Source organism: Herbaspirillum sp. GW822-FHT03A08 (assembly GCF_058801885.1).
Window position 1 is genome coordinate 140,252 of record NZ_JBXANR010000002.1, and the last position, 23,199, is coordinate 163,450.

At 59.6% G+C, this 23,199-nt stretch carries 16 protein-coding genes; 10 read left to right on the top strand and 6 right to left on the bottom strand.

Annotated elements, in window-relative coordinates; translation table 11 throughout:
• Window positions 1-8 precede the first annotated feature (8 nt).
• The 4 genes from AC1RN6_RS05655 (at window position 9) to AC1RN6_RS05670 (ending at window position 6,245) form a co-directional block, all read left to right on the top strand.
• A complete protein-coding gene (locus AC1RN6_RS05655; RefSeq protein ID WP_493003731.1) occupies window positions 9-1,277 on the top strand; it encodes an efflux RND transporter periplasmic adaptor subunit in 1,269 nt (422 codons plus the stop codon).
• Window positions 1,277-2,722, top strand: a complete 1,446-nt coding sequence (locus AC1RN6_RS05660; protein ID WP_493003732.1) for an efflux transporter outer membrane subunit — start codon at window positions 1,277-1,279, stop codon at window positions 2,720-2,722. Before AC1RN6_RS05655 ends, AC1RN6_RS05660 begins: the two co-directional genes overlap by 1 nt.
• Window positions 2,723-3,110: 388 nt before the next feature.
• Entirely contained in the window at window positions 3,111-5,438 is a 2,328-nt protein-coding gene (locus AC1RN6_RS05665; protein ID WP_493003734.1) for a catecholate siderophore receptor Fiu, read from the top strand.
• Window positions 5,439-5,564: 126 nt separating this feature from the next.
• The gene (locus tag AC1RN6_RS05670) at window positions 5,565-6,245 is read left to right on the top strand and encodes a Fe2+-dependent dioxygenase (RefSeq protein WP_493003735.1); all 681 of its coding nucleotides are present in this window, start codon (window positions 5,565-5,567) and stop codon (window positions 6,243-6,245) included.
• Between the two features lie 79 nt (window positions 6,246-6,324).
• Here the strand turns inward: AC1RN6_RS05670 and AC1RN6_RS05675 are convergent, their stop codons facing one another.
• Genes AC1RN6_RS05675 through AC1RN6_RS05685 form a run of 3 tightly spaced genes read right to left on the bottom strand, consistent with a single transcriptional unit; the run spans window position 6,325 to window position 10,650 of the window.
• Window positions 6,325-7,863 carry a DHA2 family efflux MFS transporter permease subunit gene (locus tag AC1RN6_RS05675; protein ID WP_493003737.1) on the bottom strand — a complete coding sequence of 513 codons (1,539 nt, stop codon included), beginning with the start codon at window positions 7,861-7,863 and terminating at the stop codon, window positions 6,325-6,327.
• Between the two features lie 13 nt (window positions 7,864-7,876).
• A complete protein-coding gene (locus tag AC1RN6_RS05680; protein ID WP_493003739.1) occupies window positions 7,877-9,133 on the bottom strand; it encodes an HlyD family secretion protein in 1,257 nt (418 codons plus the stop codon).
• Between the two features lie 50 nt (window positions 9,134-9,183).
• Window positions 9,184-10,650: an efflux transporter outer membrane subunit gene (locus AC1RN6_RS05685; protein WP_493003740.1), complete on the bottom strand. Its 1,467-nt coding sequence runs from the start codon at window positions 10,648-10,650 to the stop codon at window positions 9,184-9,186.
• 185 nt (window positions 10,651-10,835) lie between these two features.
• On the opposite strand from AC1RN6_RS05685, the gene AC1RN6_RS05690 reads away from it, so the two are divergent.
• From AC1RN6_RS05690 to AC1RN6_RS05705, 4 genes are all read left to right on the top strand, one after another.
• Window positions 10,836-11,456 carry a TetR/AcrR family transcriptional regulator gene (locus AC1RN6_RS05690; RefSeq protein WP_493003741.1) on the top strand — a complete coding sequence of 207 codons (621 nt, stop codon included), beginning with the start codon at window positions 10,836-10,838 and terminating at the stop codon, window positions 11,454-11,456.
• 344 nt (window positions 11,457-11,800) lie between these two features.
• Entirely contained in the window at window positions 11,801-13,354 is a 1,554-nt protein-coding gene (locus AC1RN6_RS05695) for a methyl-accepting chemotaxis protein (protein WP_493003743.1), read from the top strand.
• Between the two features lie 545 nt (window positions 13,355-13,899).
• Entirely contained in the window at window positions 13,900-16,149 is a 2,250-nt protein-coding gene (locus AC1RN6_RS05700; RefSeq protein ID WP_493003744.1) for a putative bifunctional diguanylate cyclase/phosphodiesterase, read from the top strand.
• 115 nt (window positions 16,150-16,264) lie between these two features.
• Window positions 16,265-17,203 carry a dihydrodipicolinate synthase family protein gene (locus tag AC1RN6_RS05705; RefSeq protein WP_493003746.1) on the top strand — a complete coding sequence of 313 codons (939 nt, stop codon included), beginning with the start codon at window positions 16,265-16,267 and terminating at the stop codon, window positions 17,201-17,203.
• Window positions 17,204-17,222: 19 nt separating this feature from the next.
• On the opposite strand, the gene AC1RN6_RS05710 is transcribed toward AC1RN6_RS05705, so the two are convergent.
• Entirely contained in the window at window positions 17,223-18,158 is a 936-nt protein-coding gene (locus AC1RN6_RS05710) for a TIGR03571 family LLM class oxidoreductase (protein WP_493003748.1), read from the bottom strand.
• Window positions 18,159-18,599: 441 nt separating this feature from the next.
• Here AC1RN6_RS05710 and AC1RN6_RS05715 point away from each other — a divergent pair, with 441 nt between their 5' ends.
• Both AC1RN6_RS05715 and AC1RN6_RS05720 read left to right on the top strand, forming a co-directional pair.
• The gene (locus AC1RN6_RS05715; RefSeq protein WP_493003749.1) at window positions 18,600-19,742 is read left to right on the top strand and encodes a patatin-like phospholipase family protein; all 1,143 of its coding nucleotides are present in this window, start codon (window positions 18,600-18,602) and stop codon (window positions 19,740-19,742) included.
• Window positions 19,743-19,966: 224 nt separating this feature from the next.
• A complete protein-coding gene (locus AC1RN6_RS05720) occupies window positions 19,967-21,634 on the top strand; it encodes a methyl-accepting chemotaxis protein (protein WP_493003751.1) in 1,668 nt (555 codons plus the stop codon).
• Window positions 21,635-21,726: 92 nt separating this feature from the next.
• Here AC1RN6_RS05720 and AC1RN6_RS05725 read toward each other — a convergent pair whose 3' ends face one another.
• Window positions 21,727-22,278, bottom strand: a complete 552-nt coding sequence (locus AC1RN6_RS05725; protein WP_493003753.1) for a flavin reductase family protein — start codon at window positions 22,276-22,278, stop codon at window positions 21,727-21,729.
• Between the two features lie 167 nt (window positions 22,279-22,445).
• Window positions 22,446-23,117 carry an NAD-dependent epimerase/dehydratase family protein gene (locus AC1RN6_RS05730; RefSeq protein ID WP_493003754.1) on the bottom strand — a complete coding sequence of 224 codons (672 nt, stop codon included), beginning with the start codon at window positions 23,115-23,117 and terminating at the stop codon, window positions 22,446-22,448.
• Window positions 23,118-23,199: the final 82 nt, after the last annotated feature.

Sequence of the window (23,199 nt, forward strand, 5' to 3'; positions counted from 1 at the left end):
AGGAAGCAATGTCGCAAGAACGTCATTCTCAACTCGGCATCCATCCCGTGGATCCGGATGCATCCGGAGAGCTGCTGAAGCGTCAGCAGATCGTACGCCGCACCAAGATCGTCATGGTCGTGGTGCTGGTGCTGCTCGCAGTGGGCGCCGGCCGCACCGTCATCAGCCGCATCTTCAACGCGCGCGAACTGGAAGCCGGCACCGCCGAGCGCGCCAGGCAATACGTCAAGACCGCCATCGCGAAGAGCACTGATGCCGGCCAGACGCTATCGCTGCCCGGCACGCTGCAAGGCTTTGTGCAATCGCCGATTTCGGCGCGGGCCGCCGGTTATCTGAAACGCTGGCACAAGGACATCGGCAGCCGCGTCGAAAAGGGCGAGCTGCTCGCGGAACTCGATACGCCGGAAATCGACCAGCAATTGTCGCAAGCCGTCGCCGCGCGCCAGCAAGCTGCTTCCAGTCTGGAACTGGCCAAGAGCACCGTGGATCGCTGGGAAGCATTGCGCAAGAAAGACGCCGTGTCGCAACAGGAACTCGATGAGCGCCGCAGCGGTTATTCGCAGGCGCGTTCCAACCTCGCCGCCGCCGACGCCAACGTCGAACGTCTGCGTCAGGTGGAAGGCTTCAAGCGCATCGTCGCACCGTTTGCCGGCGTGATCACGCGCCGCAACGTCGACGTCGGCGACCTGATCGATCCGGGTGCAGGCGGCGGTGTCGGACGCGCCTTGTTCACACTGGCGCAGACCGATCCGCTGCGCGTCTACATCAACGTACCGCAGTCTTACGCCAATCTGATCAAGCAGGGACAGAAGGTCGTGGTGACGCAGTCCGAACTGCGCGGCCGCAGCTTTGAGGGCAAGGTCGTTCGCACTGCGGCATCGATCGATACCAGCACGCGCACCATGCAGGTGGAAGTGTCGCTGCCGAACACCGATGGCGCCTTGTTGCCGGGTGCCTTCGTGCAAGTTGCCTTGCCGCTGAAACCAAGCGGTGCGCTGGTCGTATCCACCGATACCCTGATCTTCCGTCGTGACGGCACGCTGGTGGCCGCCGTGGATGACAAGAACCGCGTGCATCTGAAGCGTGTGCAGCTCGGCCGCAATTATGGCCAGACCGTGGAAGTGCTCGATGGCATCAGCGGCACCGAACGCCTGATTCTCAATCCGTCCGATTCGGTAGCGGAAGGCGACGAAGTTGCCTTGGCGCCCGATACCAAGCCGGCAGTTAATCCTGCAACTAAGGCGGACGGCAAACCAGCTGAGCAAGGCAAGTCGTGATGAAGCTGCGCCTGCATCCGATTGCTGTCGCCGCCGTCGCACTGAGCGCCGCTGTTCTGGCGGGCTGTGCAGTCGGCCCCGACTATCGCAAGCCTGACGTCGACATGCCGGTCACCTGGCAGCTCGATGCGCCGTGGCGTCAGAGTACGCCGAGCGACACGCAAGCCAAGGGCGCGTGGTGGGAACGTTTCGGCGACGCCAAACTGAACGCCTTGCAGGAGCAGGCGCTGGACGGCAACCAGACGCTGGCGGTTGCCGCCGCGCGGTTGACGCAGGCGCGTGCCACTGCAAATTCGGTTTCGGCTGGCATGTATCCGCAAGTCAGCACCGGCGTGCGCGCCTCGCGTCTGCGCATCGCCGGCAACCGTCCGCTGACCAACTACAACGCGCCGAACTTTGCAACGGTGCAGAACGATTTTGCGCTGGGCCTGAACGCCAGCTATGAAGTAGATCTGTTCGGCCGCGTGCAACGCAATGTCGAGGGCGCGCGTGCTTCGGCCGAGCAATCCGCCGCCGATCTGGAAAATACGCGCCTGCTGCTGAGCGCCGATCTGGCGACCAATTACTTCAACCTGCGCGAACTGGACGTCGAACTCGACGTGCTGTCGCGTTCCATCGAGCTGCAACGCAAGGCACTGGAACTGGCGACCTCGCGTCATGATCTCGGTGCGACCTCAGGCCTGGATGTCGCCCAGCAGCAAGCCCTGCTCGATACCACGCTGACGCAGGTCGATGTGCTGCGCAAGGCGCGCTCGCAATATGAGCACGCCATCGCCACACTGACCGGCACGCCGGCGCCGAACTTCTCATTGCCGCCTGCACTGGCGCCGATGACGCCGCCGGCAGTGCCGATCGGCGTGCCGTCCGATTTGCTGGAACGTCGTCCCGACATCGCTTCGGCGGAACGCGCCATGGCGGCATCCAATGCGCAAATCGGTGTGGCGCGTGCAGCGTTTTTCCCGAGCGTGATTCTGGCGCCGTCATATGGCGTCGACAGCCGCACCATCGAGACCTTGTTCAACGCGCCGAGCGTAGTATGGTCGCTGGGGGTATCGCTGACGCAGACGATATTCGATGGCGGCCGTATCAGCGCCAACGTCGATTTTGCGAAAGGCGGCTATGACGTCGCCGTGGCCAACTACCGCCGCGTCGTACTGACCGCGATGCAGGAAGTGGAAGACGGCATCACTGGCGTGTCCGCACTGGACCGCGCGTATGCCCAGGCGCAGGCGGCGATTGTGTCGGCACGCCGCGTGCTCGACATCGCCAACAGCCGTTATGAAGGCGGCGTGGCGACGTATCTGGACGTGATCACCGCGCAGCAAGCGCTGCTCAACAGCGAACGCCAGGCAGCGCAACTGATGGGGCAGCGCATGCTGACGTCGGTGTTCTTGATCAAGGCCTTGGGCGGCGATTGGCCGGATGCCAAGGTGACGCTCAAGTAGCGTCGGCAGCACGTCTTCCGGAAGCGGCGGGTTGCCGCTTCCGGCTTCCCCCTGTTTTCACGTTTCTTGTGTCCCCGCAAGGCCGGCGGCTGTGCAGTGCATGTCGCCGGAGATCGTCGAATGTAAATTATTGTTTCTAATTCGCAACAATGTGTGTATTTAGTAATGATTCTCAATTAGAATTGCTGCGAGTGAAAGCATTCAACATTCATCTCACGACGGCATCTTCTTTTCCAGCCACCGCGGTTCTTCCGCGTAGCCGATCCGCGTCGTGAATGCGCCGACCTGTTCGTGTGCACATCAAACAATTTATCTTCGCGTCGCCAGCCAGTTCTGTATTGCAGATGTAAGCCAGCCAGTCCGAAACTTTTACTTATGAGTTCCGTTCATGACTTACATAAAAAATCGCAAACATGCGCAGCCCCGTTTCCATCCGAAAATGACTGCTGCCATTGCCGGCGCGCTTCTGCTGCCCGCCGTGGCCCATGCCCAGCAATCGCAATTGCCCAGCGTTGAAGTGACTACGACGCAGGATGGCGGCTACAAGGCAGAGCGCGCTTCCTCCGCCAAATATGCGCAACCGCTGGTCGACACTCCGCAAACGCTGCAAGTCATCAAGCGACAACTGATCGATCAGCAAAACGCCACCACGCTGACGGAAGCGCTGCGCAACAGTCCTGGCGTAAGCACCTTCTATCTCGGCGAGAACGGTTCCACCAGCACCGGCGACGCCATCTACATGCGCGGCTTCGATGCGTCCGGCGCCATTTTCGTTGACGGCGTACGCGACCTGGGTTCGGTCTCGCGCGACATGTTCAACATCCAGCAGGTAGAAGTGCTCAAAGGACCGGCAGGCACCGACACCGGCCGCGGCTCGCCGACCGGCTCGATCAATCTGGTGACCAAACAGGCGGAGATAAGCGATGCCTTCAGCGCCTCCGCCACTTACGGCAGCTGGAACCAGAAGCGTGCCACCGCCGACTGGAACAAGGTGCTCAACGCCGAGTCCGGCACTGCGCTCCGCCTCAACCTGATGAAGCAGGATAGCGGCGTACCGGGACGCCACGAAGTGAAGAACGATCACTCGGGCGTTGCCGCGTCATTGGCGAACGGCCTAGGCACCAACACCCGCATCTTCCTGGACTATCTGCACATGGAGCAGAACGACGTACCGGACGGCGGCGTGCCGACAATCGGCCTGCCGGGTTATCAGAGCCCGCAGACGGCCGCAGCCGGCGCCACGCCGGCCATTCCGCCGCGCGCTTATGTGACCAATGCTCCGCGAGTGAATTCATCGAATTTCTATGGCCTCACCAGCGATTACAACGATGTCTCCACTGACCGGGTGACTTTGCGCGTCGAACACGATTTCTCGCCGGACGTGAAGCTGCAGAACACCACGCGCTACGGCAGAACCCATCAGAACTATCTGCTGACTTCCTTCATGGGGAGCGCGGCCAATCTGGTGACGCCCAATCCGTCGGATTTGTCGACATGGACTATCGCCCGTTCGAATCCGACGATCAAGGACCAGACCAATACCATCCTGACCAACCAGACCTACATCACTGCCAATCTGCAGACCGGCGCTATCAAGCACACGCTGATGGGCGGCGTCGAGTTGACTCAGGAAAAACAGAATAACGTCGGCTACGATACGAGCGGAAGTTTGCCCGCCGCCAATCTGTACAACCCGAATCCCAACGTCGGTCGGGGCACCTGGACGATGACGCCGAATTCCGGCCTGAATTCTTCTGGTGAAACCAAGACGGTGTCGGCCTACCTTTTCGATACGCTCAAGTTCAACGAGCGCTGGTCGATCAACGGCGGCATTCGCGTCGACCACTACGACACCGACGCCGCAAGCGGCTACAAGTGCGTTGCCCCGGGAGGACGCGGGACGGTCTGCCCGACTGGCGTGACGGCGGGCACGCTGTTCCGCCAGAACTTCAGCACCAATGGCAATCTGTTCAACTGGAAGCTGGCGGGCATCTACAAGCCGACTGAAAACAGCAGCGTCTATGCGCTGTATGCGACTTCGCAGCTGCCACCGGGCGGCAACAGCTTCGCATTGAGCTCTTCGGCCAATAGCGCAGACAATCCCAACTTTGCGCCACAAAAGACCAAGACTGCGGAAATCGGCACCAAGTGGGATGTGCTGAACAAAAAGCTGGCCTTGACCGCCGCTTTGTATCGCACCGAAGTCAATAATGAGGTGGAACAGGACCCGACCTCCGGCCTGTACTTCCAGACCGGCAAGAAGACGGTTCAAGGCATCGAACTCGGCGTGACCGGCGAAGTGACCCCCAACCTGGCGCTGACCGCCGGCTACACCTACATGGACACCAAGGTCGACAGCGGCGCAGTGGTCACTGCCAACGGCGAGAACAATCTGGCCTACACGCCCAAGCAGGCCTTCACGTCGTGGGCGACCTACAAATTGCCTCAAGGCTTCACCATCGGCGGCGGTGCGCGCTATGTGAGTTCGCTGCTGCGCGGCAGCGACGACAAGCTGAGCGGCACGCCTCAGTACGCCAGCTCCTATTGGGTGTTCGACGGCATGGCCAGCTATGTCGTCAACAAGAACCTGGATCTGCAGTTGAATCTGTACAATATTTTCAACAAGGATTACGTGGCTGCAATCAACAAGAGCGGCTATCGCTATACGCCGGGCACGCCGCGCGCCGTCACCCTGACCGCCAACCTCAAGTTCTGATGCGGTCCTGATCCGGCACAAACCGACGGCCTTCCCGCATGGTTTATAGTGGGCGGCCGTACGGGAGGCTAAACGCGCAAAATCAGGCCCCTCCTGCAAGGAGGGGCTTTTCATTGGAGAACCAACATGATGCTGCACATTCCGGAAGTGCTGACGGCAGCCGAGGTCGCCTTTATCCGGCAGGAACTGGCGAGCGCCGACTGGGTCGACGGCAAGGCAACCGTGGGCGAGCAGGGCGCCAAGGTCAAACGCAATCGCCAACTGCCGGAGTTTTCGCCGCTGAGCATCAGGCTCGGCGAGATTATCCTCGCGGCGCTGAAGAAGAGTCCGTTGTTCTTTGCCGCCGCCTTGCCGAAGACGACGATACCGCCTTTGTTCAACAGCTACGAAGGCGGCGAGCATTACGGACTGCATGTCGATGGTTCGGTGCGCGCCGTGCCCGGCACGGGGCAGAGTATCCGCACCGACTTATCGTCGACCTTGTTCCTGTCGGAACCGGAAGAATATGAAGGCGGCGAATTGATCGTTGTCGACACCTACGGCACCCATGAAGTCAAATTGCCGGCCGGCGATCTCATACTGTATCCGTCGACCAGCCTGCATCGGGTGGAGCCAGTGAGCAGCGGCGCGCGAGTGTGTTCCTTTTTCTGGACGCAAAGCATGGTGCGCGACGACTGGCAGCGCAGCCTCCTGTTCGAACTGGACCAGAATATATCGAGTCTGCGCGGCAAGCTCGGCGATACCGGTGAAGTTCTCGGCCTGACCGGGCATTATCACAATCTGTTGCGCCAGTGGGCGGAACTGTAGATCGCCTGACAGGGCGCGAGACAATAAAAAAGGGATGCCGTTGATGCGGCATCCCTTTTTCTTTCTTACTGCAAGAGCCTCAGTGCGCCGCCGACGTATCCGCCACCCGTGTCGGCTTCGGTGCAAACCACACCGCCGTCGCCGCCAGCCCGAATGAGATCGCCGCCATCATGAAGATGTGATTGGTCGACAGCATGATGCTTTGCGACTGCAAGGTCTGTTCGATGCTGGCGCGCGCCTGATCGAGCGACATGCCTGCTTGCGTCAGCGAGTTGATCGCATCGCCGAACTGATCGACCAGGCCGGACAATTCGGCGTGATAGTAGATCGACTTGTTTTCCCAACTGGTGTTGACCAGCGAGGTCGCAATCGCACCCGACATGGTGCGGCAGAAGCTCATCAGACCCGCCGCCGACGCCGTCTCCGATTCATCCACACTGGCTAGCGCGAGACCGGTCAGCGGCACGAAGAACAGCGGCAGACCGATACCTTGCAGCAGCAGCGGCCAGCCGATCTGGAAGTTGGTCATGTCGGAGGTGTTGAAGCTGCGGAACAGCGTCACCGCGCCCAGCCACATCACGCCGATAAAGACCAGCTTGCGCGGATCGACCTTGGTCGACATCTTCGCGACAAACGGCGCGGTCATCACCGCAAGGATGCCGCTCATCGCCGTGGTCTCACCCGAGTGCGTCGCCGTGTAGCCCATATAGCCCTGCAGCCACAGCGGCGTCAGCACCGTCGCGCCGAAGAACGCGCCGAAGGCGAGACAGATGGTCGTCACACTGGCCGAGTAGCCGCGATGGCGGAACACCCGCAGGTCGACAATCGGATTGCGTTCCGTCAGCTCCCAGATCATGAAAGCGACGAAACCTGCAACGGCCACCAGCGCCAGGATGATGATTTCGTTGGAGGCAAACCAGTCTTTTTCCTTGCCTTCGTCGAGCATCAGTTGCAAGGCCGCTACCCAGACGATCATCAGGATCAGGCCGATCTTGTCGATCGGCAGTTTCAGCAATGGCGACTCATAGCGCTTGAGCATCTTCCAGCCCATGTAGCCGCACAGCAGCGCTACCGGCACGTTGATGAAGAAGATGTACGGCCAGCTGTACTGATCGCACAGCACGCCGCCGAGGATCGGTCCGGCAATCGGTGCAATCAGCGTGGTCATGGCCCACAAACCGACGGCGGCGGGCGCTTTCTCTTTGGGGAAAATGCGCAGCAGCAGGGTTTGCGACAACGGCATCAGCGGACCGCCGGCCAGACCTTGCAACACGCGGAAGGCGATCAGCATGCCAAGCGAATTGGCCAGGCCGCACAGCGCGGAGAACACGCCGAACAGGATCATCGACGTGATGAACACGCGCACCGTACCGAACCGGTTGGCGAGCCAGCCGGTCAGCGGCACGGTAATCGCTTCAGCCACCGCGTACGAGGTAATGACGTAAGTGCCCTGGCTCGACGACGCGCCGAGTGCGCCCGAGATGGTCGACACCGAGACGTTGGCGATCGTGGTGTCGAGCACCGCGATGAAGTTGGCGGCCGCCAGCAGCAAGCCGGCGCCGATCAGCTGCGCGCCTTCCAGCGGCTTCACGGCCGCGTCGGAAAAATTGGATGACATGATTGCCGCCTGATTACAGAGTCGATGCGTTGGCTGGTTTGTTGCCGTCGCTGTTACCGTCATTCTTGCCGACGGTCAGTGCGCCGCTGGAAGTCATCGCCGAATTGCCGGCTTTACCGGCACCGCTCTTGCCGCGTGTATCGATCGACACATCCATCGACAAGCCGACGCTCAGCGGTTGCTGCACCAGTTCCTTGCCATCGATAGAGATGCGCACCGGCAAGCGTTGCACGACCTTGATCCAGTTGCCGGTGGCGTTTTGCGCCGGGATGACTGCGAAGGCAGAACCGGTGCCGCCGGCCACGCCGATCACGGTACCGTGATATTCCACCGCGCTGCCGTAGATGTCGGCCTTCATGGTGACCGGTTGGCCCAGGCGCACCTGCGCCAGCTGGCCTTCCTTGAAGTTGGCGTCAACGTGCATCAGGCCGGTCGGGACTACCGACAACAGCGCCGTACCGGCTTGCACGCGCTGGCCGACTTGCACCTGGCGGCGGGCGACGACGCCATCCACCGGGGCGCGCAGCACGGTGCGTTCCAGATCCAGTTTGGCCTGATCGCGTTTGGCGCGCGCCAGCGTGACTTCCGGATTGGTGTCGACGGTCGTGTTTGCGGTCAGCACGGTGCTGGCTTTTTGCGCGCCGATGGTCGCGTTGCGGTTGGCGTCAGCCTGAATGCGGCCGGCTTCGGCAGCTTTCAGGTTGGCTTGCATGGTCAATACAGTGGTGCGGGCGTTGGTCAGTTCTTCACCCGAAACCGAACCAGATTTTTCCAATGCTTCGCGGCGGCGCAGATCCAGTTCGGCGCGCTGCAGATCCGCTTGTGCCGACAGCAGTTGTGCTGCCGAACGTTTCTGTTCCGCCTCCCGTGCCAGCACTTGCGCAGCCAGTCCGGTGTCGTTGGCGAAGTAACCCTGTACGCGGCGTTCCGCACGGCTCAGGTCGGCTTCGGCTTGCGCCAGTGCGAGAGCAGCGTCGCGCTTGTCGATGACCACCAGCACGTCGCCCTGCCTGACGTATTGCGTATCGACGACTTTGACTTCCGACACGATGCCGTTGACGGCCGGGGTCACTTGCGAGACTTCGACGGCGGTGTAGGCGTTGTCCGTCGTGACATAGCGCGAGCCGATGAAGTACCAGTAGGTGCCGTAGCCGATGGCGGCAACGGCGACCACGCCGGCAAAAATGGTGAACAGCTTCTTGCGCTTGTTGGGCGCCTTGTCTGTGCTGGCGGCGATGGTTTGAATTGCTTGAGAATCACTATGTGACATGACGGTTCCTTGTATCTTGTTGAATTCGATTTGCGGGCGGCCAGTTGCGATCAGCTGGCGTGCTGATAGCCGCCGCCCAGTGCGCGCACCATGGAGACGTCGAGCGCGAACATGCGCGAACGCAGGGTCGACAGCTCGCGCAGATTGGTCAGCAGCGCATCCTGTGCATTGAGTACATCGAGGTAATTGGTGAGGCCGCCTTCATAGCGGTTGCGTACGATGCGATAGGCTTCTTCGGCGGCATGCGCGGCTTCCTCGGTCTTGTTCAGACGGCCGCTGAGCGCCTTCTCGCTGACGGCGACGTCGGCGACATCCTGCAGGGCTTGCGTGACGGCGCTGTCGTAGTTGGCGACGGCTTCGTCATAGCTGGCGCTGGCGGAACGGAACTGTCCGCGCAGACGGCCGCCCTCAAAAATCGGCAACGAAATCGCCGGACCGAAACTGCCGATGCTCGATCCCGATTGCGTCAGCAGGTTGGTGCCCAGCGACTGGAAGCCGAAGTAGGCGCTCAGATTTACATTCGGATAAAACTGCGCACGCGCCACCTTGATCTGCTTGGCGGCCGATTCCGCGCGCAGACGCGCGGCGACGATGTCGGGACGGCGTCCCAGCAATTCCGCCGGCAATTCCTTCGGCAGATTGAAGGGCTTGGACATGTCGATCACCGGGCGTGTCAGTTGCAGGCCGCGATCCGGGCCGGCGCCGGCCAGCGCCGCCAGCTTGTTGCGCTGGAGTGCAATCGACTCGTCCAGACTCAGCAGATCGGCTTCCGCCATGGCGCGGCGCGCGGTGACTTGCTTGACGCTGCCTTCGGTTTCCAGGCCGTTGAGACGGCGCTGCTGGAACAGGTTTTCAGTTTCCACGCGTACTTGCAGCGCAGCTTCTGATGTGTCGCGCTGGCTGAACAGGCGTTCCAGTTCGGCATAGGCCGCGGCAATCGACGTCGACAGCGCGATGCGCGCCTGTGCGGCGTCGGCGCGTGAGGCTTCGAGGTCGGATGTGGCAGCGGCCAGTGCGGCGCGGTTCTTGCCCCAGAAGTCGATCTCGTAGCTGAAGTCGAGCGTGGCGCGTGCTTCATTGTTGTAGCCGCGCGGCACGAAGTCCGGCGGTACGCCGTTGTTGTAACTTTGCTTCATGTGATCCAGGGAAGCATTCGCGCTGACCTGCGGCAACAGGGCTGCGCCTTGCTGCTGCGCCACGCCTTCTGCCTTCAGCAGGCGCGCACGCGCCACTGCCAGCGACGGTGCGCCGTGCAAGGCTTCGCCGATCAGGGTGTTGAGCTGCTTGTCGCCGTAGGCCGTCCACCAGTTGTCGTCAGGCCAGGTAACGGCAGTACCTGCGAGCGATTGGGAGGATTGATAGGCATCGGCGGCCTTGGGTTCGGCGCGCGGGCCGATGTCGGAGAACTGCGCACAACCGGCCAGCGCCAGCGCCGCCAGGGCCAGTGCGGAGAGTGTCAGCAACGGTCGCAGCGGGCGCGAACGGCTTTCCTTGCGAGAAACAGATTGAACTTCCATGATGTAAATCCACTCATAATTAAACTGTACAGTTCAGTATAGTATTGACTTTTAACGAGCGTCAAGCAAAACTAGGCGAAAATACGGGGCGCAAATGCTGCAGTCGCAAAAAAAGCAACAGCCTCCGGGGAAACCAGGCTCAGTGCGGTCCAGGCCGCCATCGAGCCACACAGACAAAGATTTACATGCGTAAGAAAAGTGAAGAACGGCGCCAGGCCATCATTGATGTGGCGGCGGAATTGTTTAACGAGATAGGATTCGACCGCGCCTCGATGGCGGAGATTTCCGCGCGCCTGGGCGGATCGAAGGCGACGCTGTACAACTATTTCTCGTCGAAGGAAGAGATTTTCCTGGCGGTCATGAAGCAGCAGGCGGGCATGCAGTTCGAGTCGCTGTTTGCCATCCTCTCGGAGGACAGTGCGGACCCCGACCAGGTGCGCGCCACGCTGAAATTGTTTGCCGGCAAATATCTGCATCTGGTGCTGTCGCCGGAAGTGATCGCGGTGCGGCGCTTGCTGTATTACAACGCGGAGCGCTCCGAACTCGGTTGCCTCTATTACGAAAACGGTCCGCGGCGCGGCTGGCTTGCGATTGCCGACTTTATGAAACGCGCCATGGAAAAAGGCATCTTCCGCGAAGCGGATTCGTGGCTGGCGGGAATTCAGTTCCGCGTGCTGATCGAAGCAGAATGGGCCGAGGGACGTATTCTCAACGTCATTACAACATTGCCGCCGGCCAAAGTGAAAGAGTCGGTCGAGCGCGCGCTCGACGCCTTTTATCGGATCTATGCAGCGGACCGTAATTAAGCGGAATCGTTGACGCAGCCGATGCGGCGGAGTCAGGACTTTGTCAGGCGGCAGGTTCCGGGTCCTGCCTCCGTCTCACACTCTCGTCTCTCCTCTCGTTTCTCGTCATATTCACATCACAATGCCATGTGAAAATACATGGCAGATTTTCCCCACAGCCCCCGCAGGGCGGCGTTTCAGGACATCTCCGTAGGCACAAATGGGCAGTAAACAACCTCCTTCTTCCATGATGAAGAAGGGGGCGGGATGCGTACCATTCGTGAGACGCTGGCGCTGACTGCGCCGCTGCTCTGTATAAAACATCGAACAAACAGCAACTCATATCTTCACCTAAGGCACTCATCATGACTTGGTTCTATAACCTGAACATCGCCAAAAAGCTGATCCTCTCTTTCCTGTCCGTCATTATCCTGACTGCGGCACTCGGCATTTTCTCCATCGTCGAACTGGTCAAGGTCAATCAGGCATCGACCGAAATCGCCACCAACTGGATGCCGAGCATCAAGGTCGGTTTGCAATTGCAGACATCGATGGCGCGCTTTCGTATTTCGGAACTGCAGCACATCATCTCGACCGAAGACAAGGATTACGACGACGCTGAAAAGGCCATGAAGACGCGTCTTGAAATCATCAACAAGGATCTCAAGAGCTACGAGGACATGATCTCCGAACCGGAAGAGCGCACCATCTATCCGCAATTCCAGCAGACCATGCAAAAGTACCTGGCGGAAAACAAAAAGGTGATGGCCTTGTCGCGCGCCAATCAGAAAGAAGAAGCCCGCGCCCAATTCAAAGGCGATTCAAACAAACTGTTCCGTCAGGCGGTGGAGCAACTGGGCGAGCTGGTTAAGGTTAACGACAACGGCACGATCCGCTCAAGCAGCGAAGCCGACCGGATTTTCAATCTGGCGCGCAACGGGATTCTCGGCCTGCTGATCGCCATCGTGGTGATCGCACTGGGTCTGGCGATCTGGGTCGCGCGTATCGTGTCGGTGCCGCTCAACAAAGCCGTCGACATTGCACAGCGCGTTGCAGAGGGTGACCTTGGCGCCGAGATCCGTTCCGACAGCAAAGATGAAACCGGCCGTCTCATGGATGCCCTGCGCGCCATGAACGACAGCCTGTTGCGTATCGTCGGTGAAGTTCGCATCGGTACCGACACCATTGCCACGGCATCGACGCAGATTGCCAGCGGCAACCTCGATCTGTCTTCGCGCACCGAGCAGCAAGCCGGCTCGCTGGAAGAAACCGCTTCAGCGATGGAAGAGCTGACCTCGACAGTGAAGCAGAATGCCGACAACGCGCGTCAGGCCAATCAGCTCGCCGTCTCGGCGTCCGAAGTCGCGCAGCAGGGCGGCGCAGTGGTCGGTCAGGTGGTCGACACCATGGGCTCGATCAATGACTCGTCGCGCAAGATCGTCGACATCATCAGCGTGATCGACGGCATCGCGTTCCAGACCAACATCCTGGCGCTCAATGCCGCCGTCGAAGCGGCGCGCGCCGGCGAACAGGGCCGCGGCTTTGCCGTGGTGGCGTCGGAAGTGCGCAGCCTGGCGCAGCGTTCTTCTGCGGCGGCGAAAGAAATCAAGACCCTGATCGACGACTCGGTGTCGAAAGTCGACGTCGGCAGCAAGCTGGTGCAGCAGGCTGGTGAAACCATGCAAGAAGTGGTCGCCAGCGTACGCCGCGTGACCGACATCGTCGGCGAGATCAGCGCCGCCAGCAGCGAGCAAAGCACCGGCATCGAAGAAGTCAATCGCGCCATCACGCAAATGGACGAAACCACGCAGCAAAATGCCGCGCTGGTGGAAGAGGCTGCGGCCGCTGCGCAATCCTTGCAAGAGCAGGCAGGCAAACTGACGCAGGTCGTCAGCGTGTTCAAACTGTCGCGCTCTTGAACAGTGTGTGCAGCGGAAATCTGATCATCGGATTTCTCTGAGAAAAAAGCCCGCGATGCAGAGATGCCCGCGGGCTTTTTTCATTGCATCAAGACAGCGCATGCTCGGTGAATAGCGACGCGGGCCGTCTCGTCACAGCCTTTCAGAAATGCGAGCAATACCAATTTTCCGCGCACCATGCTCCGGCCTGTTAATTGGCAGCCAGACAACAAAGAATCTGCAAGCAATTGCAGATATGGAAACATGCTTGCCAGTATGCGAGTCAGCAAATGTAAATGAGGGGTATCCGCTATGGAATGTTATTGCTTATTGGAAATTATTTATGAGACTATGCGAGGTTGAATCAGAACTTGTTAGAAACTAACCGAGTTACAGCCAGCGAACACCGGTGCATCAATCGGCGCGCAAGCAGCGCGCTGCGGTGGCATGCAAGCCATGACGGGGCCACCCCTCCCGTTTACCGGAAGCGCGATGCGACTCAATCGATGTGAATGGCAGTCCGCAGATGCGCAAGACCCGTGCCCAAACTCACCAAGAAAAATACAATGTTCCAGTGGCTACTGCTTAAAGAAAACGCGCTGAGCGCGGCGGAAAACACGGTCTGGAAAGAGAGCGCGCTGCGCATCATTCTGGTGTCGGGTTTGCTGCTTGAATTTTGCATCGGGCTGCTCAGCGCCATTGATGCAGTCAAGGTCGGCGCTTACTACATCATCGTTATCGTGACGGGTTTTTTCATCGCCTTGTCGATGGCGGTGTTCGCCTCCTTGCGGCGGCCTGTGGTCGGCAGCGCGATGCTGATTGCGACGATCTACGCTGCGGCGTTCTGTATCGTCTATTTCGTCAACGACAACGAGATCGCCAAACTGGGCATCATGTTCGTCTATACCGCGCCGCTGATCGCGCGCATCTTCTTCGGCTCGCGCCTGGCGCTGGTGCTGATGACGATCAACTTCTTCCCGTTCATGCTGCTGATGCGCAATGAGCCGTTGCCCAGCTATCCAGGTCTGTCGACTCCGTTGGCCAATGCGCATGCATATATCCAGGCGCTGCTTTTTCTGTTCTTCAATATCTGCGTACCGCTGGGCGTATTCCGGTTGTTGCATGCACTTGATGCAGCGGTGAGACGTCACCGTGCGGCTAGCATCGAGTTGGAGAGCAGCCACGCACAATATCAGGAGATTTTTGAAAACGCCGGGGGCGCAATTGTGCTGTGCGACGTCCAGGCGCGCATCCTCAAAGCCAACTCTTTGGCCGACGCCATCATCGGCCGTCAGGATAAAAAGTCAGCCAGCTTGTTTGCCTTGCTGGCGCACAAGTGCAAAGACAAGGAAGAGAAGACCGCGGACATCCTCTCGCTCAAGCCGGGGCAGGAATTCGAGACCCGCGACGGCCGCCTGATCTCGATAGAAACCATCTCGCCGACTTCGGAAAACCATTACATCGTCCTGCTGCGCGACATCTCGCAAATGCGCCGCATCCAAGAGGCGTTGAGCCGCAGCAAGGAGCGTGAGTCCTTCCTCAGCAGCCACGATCAACTGACCAGATTGCCTAACCGCGACATGATGATGCAGCAGTTGGCAGCCGCCATGAGCGCCATGCCGCCGCGACGTCAGCTGGCGCTGATCATTATTCGCCTCGACAGCATCAAGTACGTCAACGACGCGCACGGCAGCGCCGCCGGCGACGACGTAATTGCAGCCTTTGCCGAGACGCTCAGGCGCCTGCTGCCGGACGATAGCCTGTGTGCGCGGCTACGTAGCGTGGTGTTCGGTTTCACCATCGAAAGCACTCACGGCAGCCGCGACGCCATTCCGCAAATCGAACATATCCGGCGCAGCCTGCCGGAAGAACTGGTGCTCAACGGTGAGCGCCATCCGGTGCAGATTTCCATGGCGGTAGCGTTCTCGCGTCCTGGTGAAACGGATGGCGACGAGTTGCTTCAGCGCGGCAAGATCGCACTGGATACCGCGCGCCGTTCCGGTAACCAGAACGTCGCCGTATTCGACGACGAGGCGGCGGCGCAGATCCGCCGCCGTCTCAACATCGAGCAGGCCATCCTTATGGCGCTGCGCGAAAACGAACTGCGTCTGGTGTATCAACCCAAGGTCACGCGCGATGGCGAGATCGTCGGACTTGAAGCGTTGATCCGCTGGCGTTCGCCGACTCTGGGAGATGTCTCGCCCGCAGAATTCATCCCGGTGGCGGAGAGCAGCGGCGCCATTCACTTCATCACGGCGTTCGTGGTGGACAGCGTGTGCACCTATATCCGCCAGACGCTGGATGCCGGTCGCCGCTGCCTGCCGGTCGCGATCAACCTGTCGGCGATCGACATCGTGCGCGCTGATCTGCTCGATCTGGTGAACGCTTCCTGCCAGAAACATCGCATCAGTTCCGACTATCTGGAGTTTGAAATTACCGAAACCGGACTGGTCGGCAATGAGAACCTGGCAATCAGCCATCTGGAGGCGCTCAACGCCAAGGGATATGGGATTACCATCGACGATTTCGGCACGGGATACTCCTCTTTGCAGAAGCTGAGTCGCTTTCCCACGAAAAGTATTAAGATAGACCAGTCTTTTGTGGCGCAAATCGGGATCAGCGAGAAGAGCGAGCTGATTATCCGCGCAGTCGTATCGCTGGCGAAGATTCTCTCTTGCACCACCGTCGCCGAAGGGGTGGAAACGCTGGTGCAGGAAAAATTTCTCAAAGCCATCGGATGCCAGTTCTTCCAGGGGTTCTATTACTACCCGCCCATGGAGTTTCAGCAAGTCAATCAGTTGCTGAAGGGACGCTGAGGCCAACGCCATCCATAGCCATCCATTGTGATGCTCTGATGTGATCCCGGATCGGCGCCGCAAAGACAACAACATTAAGCGGCTGTCCGCATCACCCAAAGAGAGACACACGATCATGAGCAAAAACAAGAATGCGCCCACGCCGGTTTATCGCGGCGTTTTTCCCGTGGCACCGACCATCTTCGACGACCACGGCGATATCGATCTGGAAGGGCAGCGCCGCTGTATCGACTTCATGATCGATGCCGGTTCCGACGGCATCTGCATTCTGGCCAATTTTTCCGAACAGTTCGCACTGACCGACGACGAGCGCAACTCGCTCATCAGCACGGTGCTGGATCACGTCGCCGGACGCGTGCCGGTGATCGTCACGACCACGCATTTCAGTTCGCGCATCTGCGCCCAGCGCAGCCGCATCGCGCAAGATGCCGGCGCTGCGATGGTCATGATCATGCCGCCGTACCACGGCGCAACCATCCGCATCGGCGAGACCGGCATCTATGATTTCTTCAGCACCGTCTCGGATGCCATCAGCATCCCGATCATGATCCAGGATGCGCCGGTCAGCGGCACTACGCTGTCGCCGTCGCTGCTGGTGCGCATGGCGAAAGACATCGCCAACGTTTCTTACTTCAAGATCGAAGTGCCGCAAGCGGCCAACAAGCTGCGTGAAATTATTGCACTCGGCGGCGAAGCGATCGTCGGTCCGTGGGACGGTGAAGAAGCCATCACGCTGATGGCCGATCTGGATGCCGGCGCCACCGGCGCCATGACCGGCGGCGGTTATCCCGACGGTATTCGCCGCATCCTCGATGCTTACTTTGCCGGCGACACCGAACTGGCGGCGCAGCACTATCAGGAATGGCTGCCGCTCATCAATTACGAAAATCGCCAGGGCGGCCTGGCGTCCTGCAAGGCGCTGATGAAAGAAGGCGGCATCATCAAATCGGACGCTGTACGCCATCCGCTGGCTGCGATGCATCCCGCAACCCGCGACGGCCTGATCAAGATCGCGCGCCGTCTCGATCCGCTGGTGCTGCGCTGGGGGAAATAAGTACCTGCCTGTTGCGAGCTCAGCCCAATTGCGGGATGAGCTCGCGGCCGATTTCTTCCATCACTTCGCGGCGCGGCCTGCCCTGGCGCGCCAGATTCAACAGCACGTGGCCGACGCCGTAATCGTGCAATCTCCGCAGATAGTCGAGCAAAGCGTGGCGGCCGCCGCGCATGCCCAGCGTGATCGGTTCGGACGGCGCATGCGGATCGTCCAGCAAATCCAGATTCAATGACTGGATGAAGGGTTTGGCCGCGCCGCCTGCGCGTTGCGCCAGCGCCTGTTGCCACAGACCGATGCGGCCTTGCTGACGTTGTTCCTCGCGATGGTAGGACGCCCAGCCGTCGGCGTTGGCGGCGATCCACTGCAGGGATTGGCGCGCCGAACCGACCGCCAGCATGGCAATCCGCTGTGCCGGATGCGGCAACACCTCGTAGCCGCCGGTGGCTTGCATCAACACTTGTCTTGCCGCTTCATCCGGCGCATCGTCCAGCGCGGCGCGTACGATTTCCCAATGCGCGCGGAAGCGTTCGCCGCCTTGTTCCGCCGTCATGCCGAACGCGGCGAATTCTTCTTCGCGGTCGCCCGAGCCCACGCCGAGCAAAAAGCGCCCTCCGGACAAACGATCCAGGCTCAGCGCGCTCTTGGCCAGCAACAGCGGATGCCGCAAGGGCAGCACCGCAGCTGCCGTCCCGATCGCAATCGTGGTGGTTGCGCCGGCCAGCATGCCCAGCCAGAGAAATGGATCATCGAGCGCACTGACTTCACCGGCCTGCGGAATCATCAGCGGCACATCGCGCGTCCACAGCGCAGTGAAACCGCATGCTTCGGCATGCTGCGCCAATGCTTTCTCCGTTGCGGGGTCGGCGAGCACGCCGGCGGGCGGCGTCAATGGCGTCATCAGGCCGAGGGTGAGACGGTTCTCGAGAAATACCAGCGAATAGGCTTTATTGAGCATGCGCACAACCATGTTCTGAATTGTGAGGAAGGATCATTGTCTCCGATTGCGGAGGATTCGGCCGAAGCGTAAAAAACGGCAGCAAAATAGGCAGAAATTTTCATATTTTCTCTTTCGCCTGTCGTCGAAAATGCGGACATCGCGTAACTTCAATTCATGACAAATGCGTGACTAAGTTTGATATTTGCTGTCATCTTGCAAACAGGTTTTTCGCAATCCATCTCGCCTCAGGTAATGGTCGCACCGCGCAAACGCAGCAGGCGTCCTCATATCAGCTTGTTGAATACCTGATATGCGTTAATTAAATCGCCGCAAGTCCTTCCTTTCTGTTTCTTTGAGGCTATATTTCCCTCACTAAGAAAAATTTTGCAGTGCGTCATTTTCCTCATTTTCATATGCGCGCATTGTTCCAAAACACAACGGGAAATCTGAGAGGCTCACATGACCAATCAGTATCGGGCGGGAAAAAAAGCATTGGTGATCGGCGGCGGTGCGCCGAACTCAACCTTGATCGCAGGGGCACTGACTGCGTTTCTGGATGAGGGCATCGAATTCGACGTCATCTCGGCGTCGGGTGCAGGCGTGCTGATGGGCTTGCTGTATCAGGCCCCTCTGGATTGCTCGCCGCGCGAGGCGCTGATGCGCTGGGCTGAAGCGGGGATATCCGACAGCATCTACAAGATGTTCCCCATCAACTACAAGATCTTCAAGAAGCCGGGACAGGAAGCGCGCAGCTTCCGCGACAATACGCCGTCGCAGATACCTTCCCTGCCGCAGATGCCTTCCATGCCGGGTATGCCGAACATGTCCACCATGGCGGCCGGCTATCCTTTCCTCGATGTCTTCACGCAGCGCTTTGCGGAAGCCTCCGGTGCATGGAACGACTGGATGCATCTGATGTTGTCAGCCATGTCGCCGTCGGATCTTTCATCGAAGAGCCTCGGCCTGTGCGCGCATCATCCTTTCCTTGAGCAATCGATCGACTTCGATGCCATCGCGCGCATGAAGCCAGACTTCTATATCAACGCCTACAACATGAGCAAGGGCGAGATGCAGATCTGGGACAAGAAAGAGATAGCGCCGATTCACGTGCGCGCTGCCTTATCCTTCCCCTTCCTGTATCCGCCGACGGAAATCAACGGAGACGACTACATCGAAGGCGCTGCGCTCGACACGCTCAATTTCGATCCGCTGCTGTCCACCTCCGGCAAGCATGCCGACATCGAAACGCTGGTGGTGCTCGACATCCTCGGCGAAGATCGTCTGATCCGCAAACCGCGCAATCTGTACGACGCCTGGGTGCGCTCCATCATCACGCCGCTGGTAAAAATTTCGAAATCCGAAATGCGCCTGTTCGAACTCGAACACAACACGCATCCGGAAACCGGAGAACCGCTGCGCCGTCTGCTCAAGGTCGATCTGATGAGCGGCATTCCCGACGAGCACTGGCCGGAGGTATTGGACTGGTCGACATCGAACATGCAGTTGCTGTTCGACGTCGGCTACCGCGCGGGCCAGAAATTCTGCCGCGAGCATGGCGAATCCTTGCAGGACGCCTTTGAAGGCACCTCCATCGCGGCATAAGCGCGAACGGATTCGCTGAATACCTGATTCATCAAGCAGTCATACAGCGCCGCTAACATGTTGGTCCCGCCGGTCAGGCGGAACCAGGATGTTGGCGGCGCAGCAGTTCCGGATAACACATTTGCCAGCATGCAACTTTACTGTCCGCACAGGAAGAGACAACGCCAGCCCCGGGGCCAACGTAGCTTCGGATCCCATCCATTCTTTTGAGAAACGATACGACCATGACAATCACCAAACGCCTTCTTCTTACCCTGTCAGTGGCCCTGCTGGCTCTCCTTTTCGTCGGCATCGACGGCCTTGTGCAACTGCAACGCGCACAGGTGCGCTTCGACACCGTGCAGAACCGCATCATCCCGAGCATCAGCGGGCTGAACGCCGCCAAGGGATTCCTCGCCGATACGCGCCTTGCCGGTTACCGGCTGTCGGTGTTCTCCAATCTGAGCGACAAGACCGCGCTGGATAAAGCAGTGGCCGACGCCAACAAGGCTTTCGATGACGTGGTCGCCAAGTACGCGAAAGAGCAGATCTACGACGAGACCGACGGCAAAATGCTGGAAGCCGACAAGGTCAACATGGAAGCCTATCGCAAGGCCTTGATTCCATTCTTCGCCGCCGCCCACGCCGGCGACATGGACGGCGTGCGCGCCACGCTGATGGCGGGCAGTCCGCTGGCAGTGTCGGCAGCAGGCGTCAAGAAAGGCATCGACGACCACATCGCCTACAACAGCAAACTGGTCGACGACGTGCGTGCGGAAAGCGTTGCGGCCTACGAGTTCGCCTTCAAGAGCATGGTGGCCGTCATCGTGGTGGCGATCCTGCTCACCGGCACGCTGGCGCTGACGCTGTACCGCAACATCAGCGGCAGCCTGCGCAACATCAAAAATACGTTTGAAGAAGTCAGCGCTTCGCTCGATCTGTCGAAGCCGATGCATGTCGAACGCATGGATGAAATCGGTCACGCCGCGACCGCCTTCAACAAGCTGCGCGTGCGCATCGTCGACGTGATCGGCACCGTGCGGACATCGACCGATTCGGTCAGCGTCGCCGCCAAGCAGATCGCCGTCGGCAACACCGATCTGTCGTCGCGCACCGAGCAGCAAGCTGCATCGCTGGAAGAGACGGCATCGAGCCTCGAACAGCTGACTTCCGTCGTCAAGCAAAACACCGAGAACGCCAAGCAAGCCAACCAGCTCGCGCTGTCGGCATCGCACATCGCTTCGCAAGGCGGCGACGTGGTGCGTCAGGTGGTCGATACGATGAACTCCATCAATGATTCGTCGCGCAAGATCGTCGACATCATCAGCGTGATCGACGGCATCGCTTTCCAGACCAATATCCTGGCGTTGAATGCAGCAGTCGAAGCGGCGCGCGCCGGCGAACAAGGCCGCGGCTTTGCGGTGGTGGCGTCCGAAGTGCGCAGCCTGGCGCAGCGCTCGGCAGCGGCGGCAAAAGAAATCAAGACCCTGATCGATGACTCGGTCGACAAGGTCGGTTCCGGCAGCAAGCTGGTGCAGCAAGCCGGCACCACCATGAGCGACATCGTCAACAGCGTGCAGAAGGTTACCGACATCGTCGGCGAAATTGCCAGCGCCAGCGAAGAGCAAAGCAGCGGCATCAGCCAGGTCAACCAGGCCGTCTCGCAAATGGATGACGTCACGCAGCAAAACGCCGCACTGGTCGAAGAAGCTGCCGCCGCCGCGCAAGCCTTGCAGGATCAGGCCGAAACGCTGGAGCAGGTGGTCAGCGTGTTCAAGCTCGATGCTGCCCGCATCGTGACGAGCGCTGCGGCACAGTCATCGAAGATCGCATCCAAACACGCGATCGACATCACGCCGCCGGCAGCGCGGCTGAGCTCGTCCGAGTTGCATCGTCTCGAGCACGAAGTCTGAAGCAGAAGGACTGATCTCGCTCGAACGTAAGCAGCAGAGAGAAAAAAGACCGCACGTGCAAGCGTGCGGTCTTTTTATTTCGGCGGCAGCATTTAGAGATTCTGAGTGACGAAACGTCCGCGCCGGCTGAGATGCCTGCCCGCGGCCATGAATTCGCCGTCGCCGGTGTAGTGGACCGTCTCCGGATGTTTCGGACTCGCGGCGGCGTGCGCCTTGACCACTTCGAAGATGAAATAGTTGTAGGTGTCGATCAGGCAGTCATCGTAGAGTCTGCACTCCAGGTTGACGAAGCAATCATCGATCAGCGGTGCACGGACTTTAGCCGCAGGGCTGGTCGACAGGCCGAAGCGGCTGAACTTGTCGACTTCGGCGCCGGAGCAGTTGCCGATGTCGACCACGGTATCGATCATTTCCACCGTCGGGATGTTGATCACGCATTCCCGGCTGCTGCGGATCAGTTCGAAGCTGTGATTGCCGGAGGCGATGACGCAGCCTACCAGCGAGGGCGTGAATTCCATTACCGTGTGCCAGCCCAGCGTCATGACATCGGTTTCATCCTGCCAGCGCGAAGTCACCAGCACGATCGGTCCCGGCTCCAGATAGTGGCGGATGTCAGCGACGGGGTAATCGAGTTTCTTGTTCATAGCGGCTCACCATTGCGAATATCAAAGGTGATTCATTCTATGTCCGTCGTCTGCAAGATTTCTGTAGGACAAAATCTGATTTCAGCGCGGTTTCAGCACAATACGGCGATGCAATCGATGATTCCGTTATCCATCGGATAACGGCGGGTAAATAAGTTGCTATCCCGTTATGCCAATTGTGCAAGCCCGGCGATATCGGCATTGTGGACGATGGGTTTGCCGTGTCCGCGCCGTGCAACGTTGATCATGGCGCGTGAGAGTTGTTCGGTGGTGGTGACATGCTGCGGGAAGAGCGAGCGCGCCAGCGACAGCAGCGGGCCCGCCAGCGTGTAGAACCAGCGATACGCCGGCGTCTTCGATACTTCTCCATGCATGGGCTGGATCGCGCCGGGACGGAACATGTAGGCCGCCTTGAACGGCAAGGCGAGCAGGGCGTTCTCGGTTTTTCCTTTGACGCGCGCCCACATGACCTTGCCTTGCTCCGTGCTGTCGGTACTGGCGCCGGAGATGTAGAAGAAGCGCATCCCGGGATTGAGCCGGCACAAGGTTTGCGCCGCCGCCATCGTCAGGTCGTAGGTGATGCGGGTGTATTCGGCTTCCGTCTTGCCGCTCACTGACACGCCGAGGCAAAAGAAGCAGGCATCGAAGCCGCGCAATTGTTCTTCCACGCTGTCGTAGTGATAGAGATCGGCGTGAAGCAATTCGCTCAGTTTGGGATGTTGCACGCCGACGGGAGTGCGGCCGACTACGCGCACCGAGGCGATGGCGGGATCAAGCAGGCATTCGCGCAACAGGCCCTGGCCGACCATGCCGGTGGCGCCGAAAATCAGAACGTTCATGTGCATTCTCCCAAGAGTTCACGGCTATCTGGGAGCAGTTTGCCATTGCACAAGGGCGCGTGGAGAAAGATTGCCCCCTCGG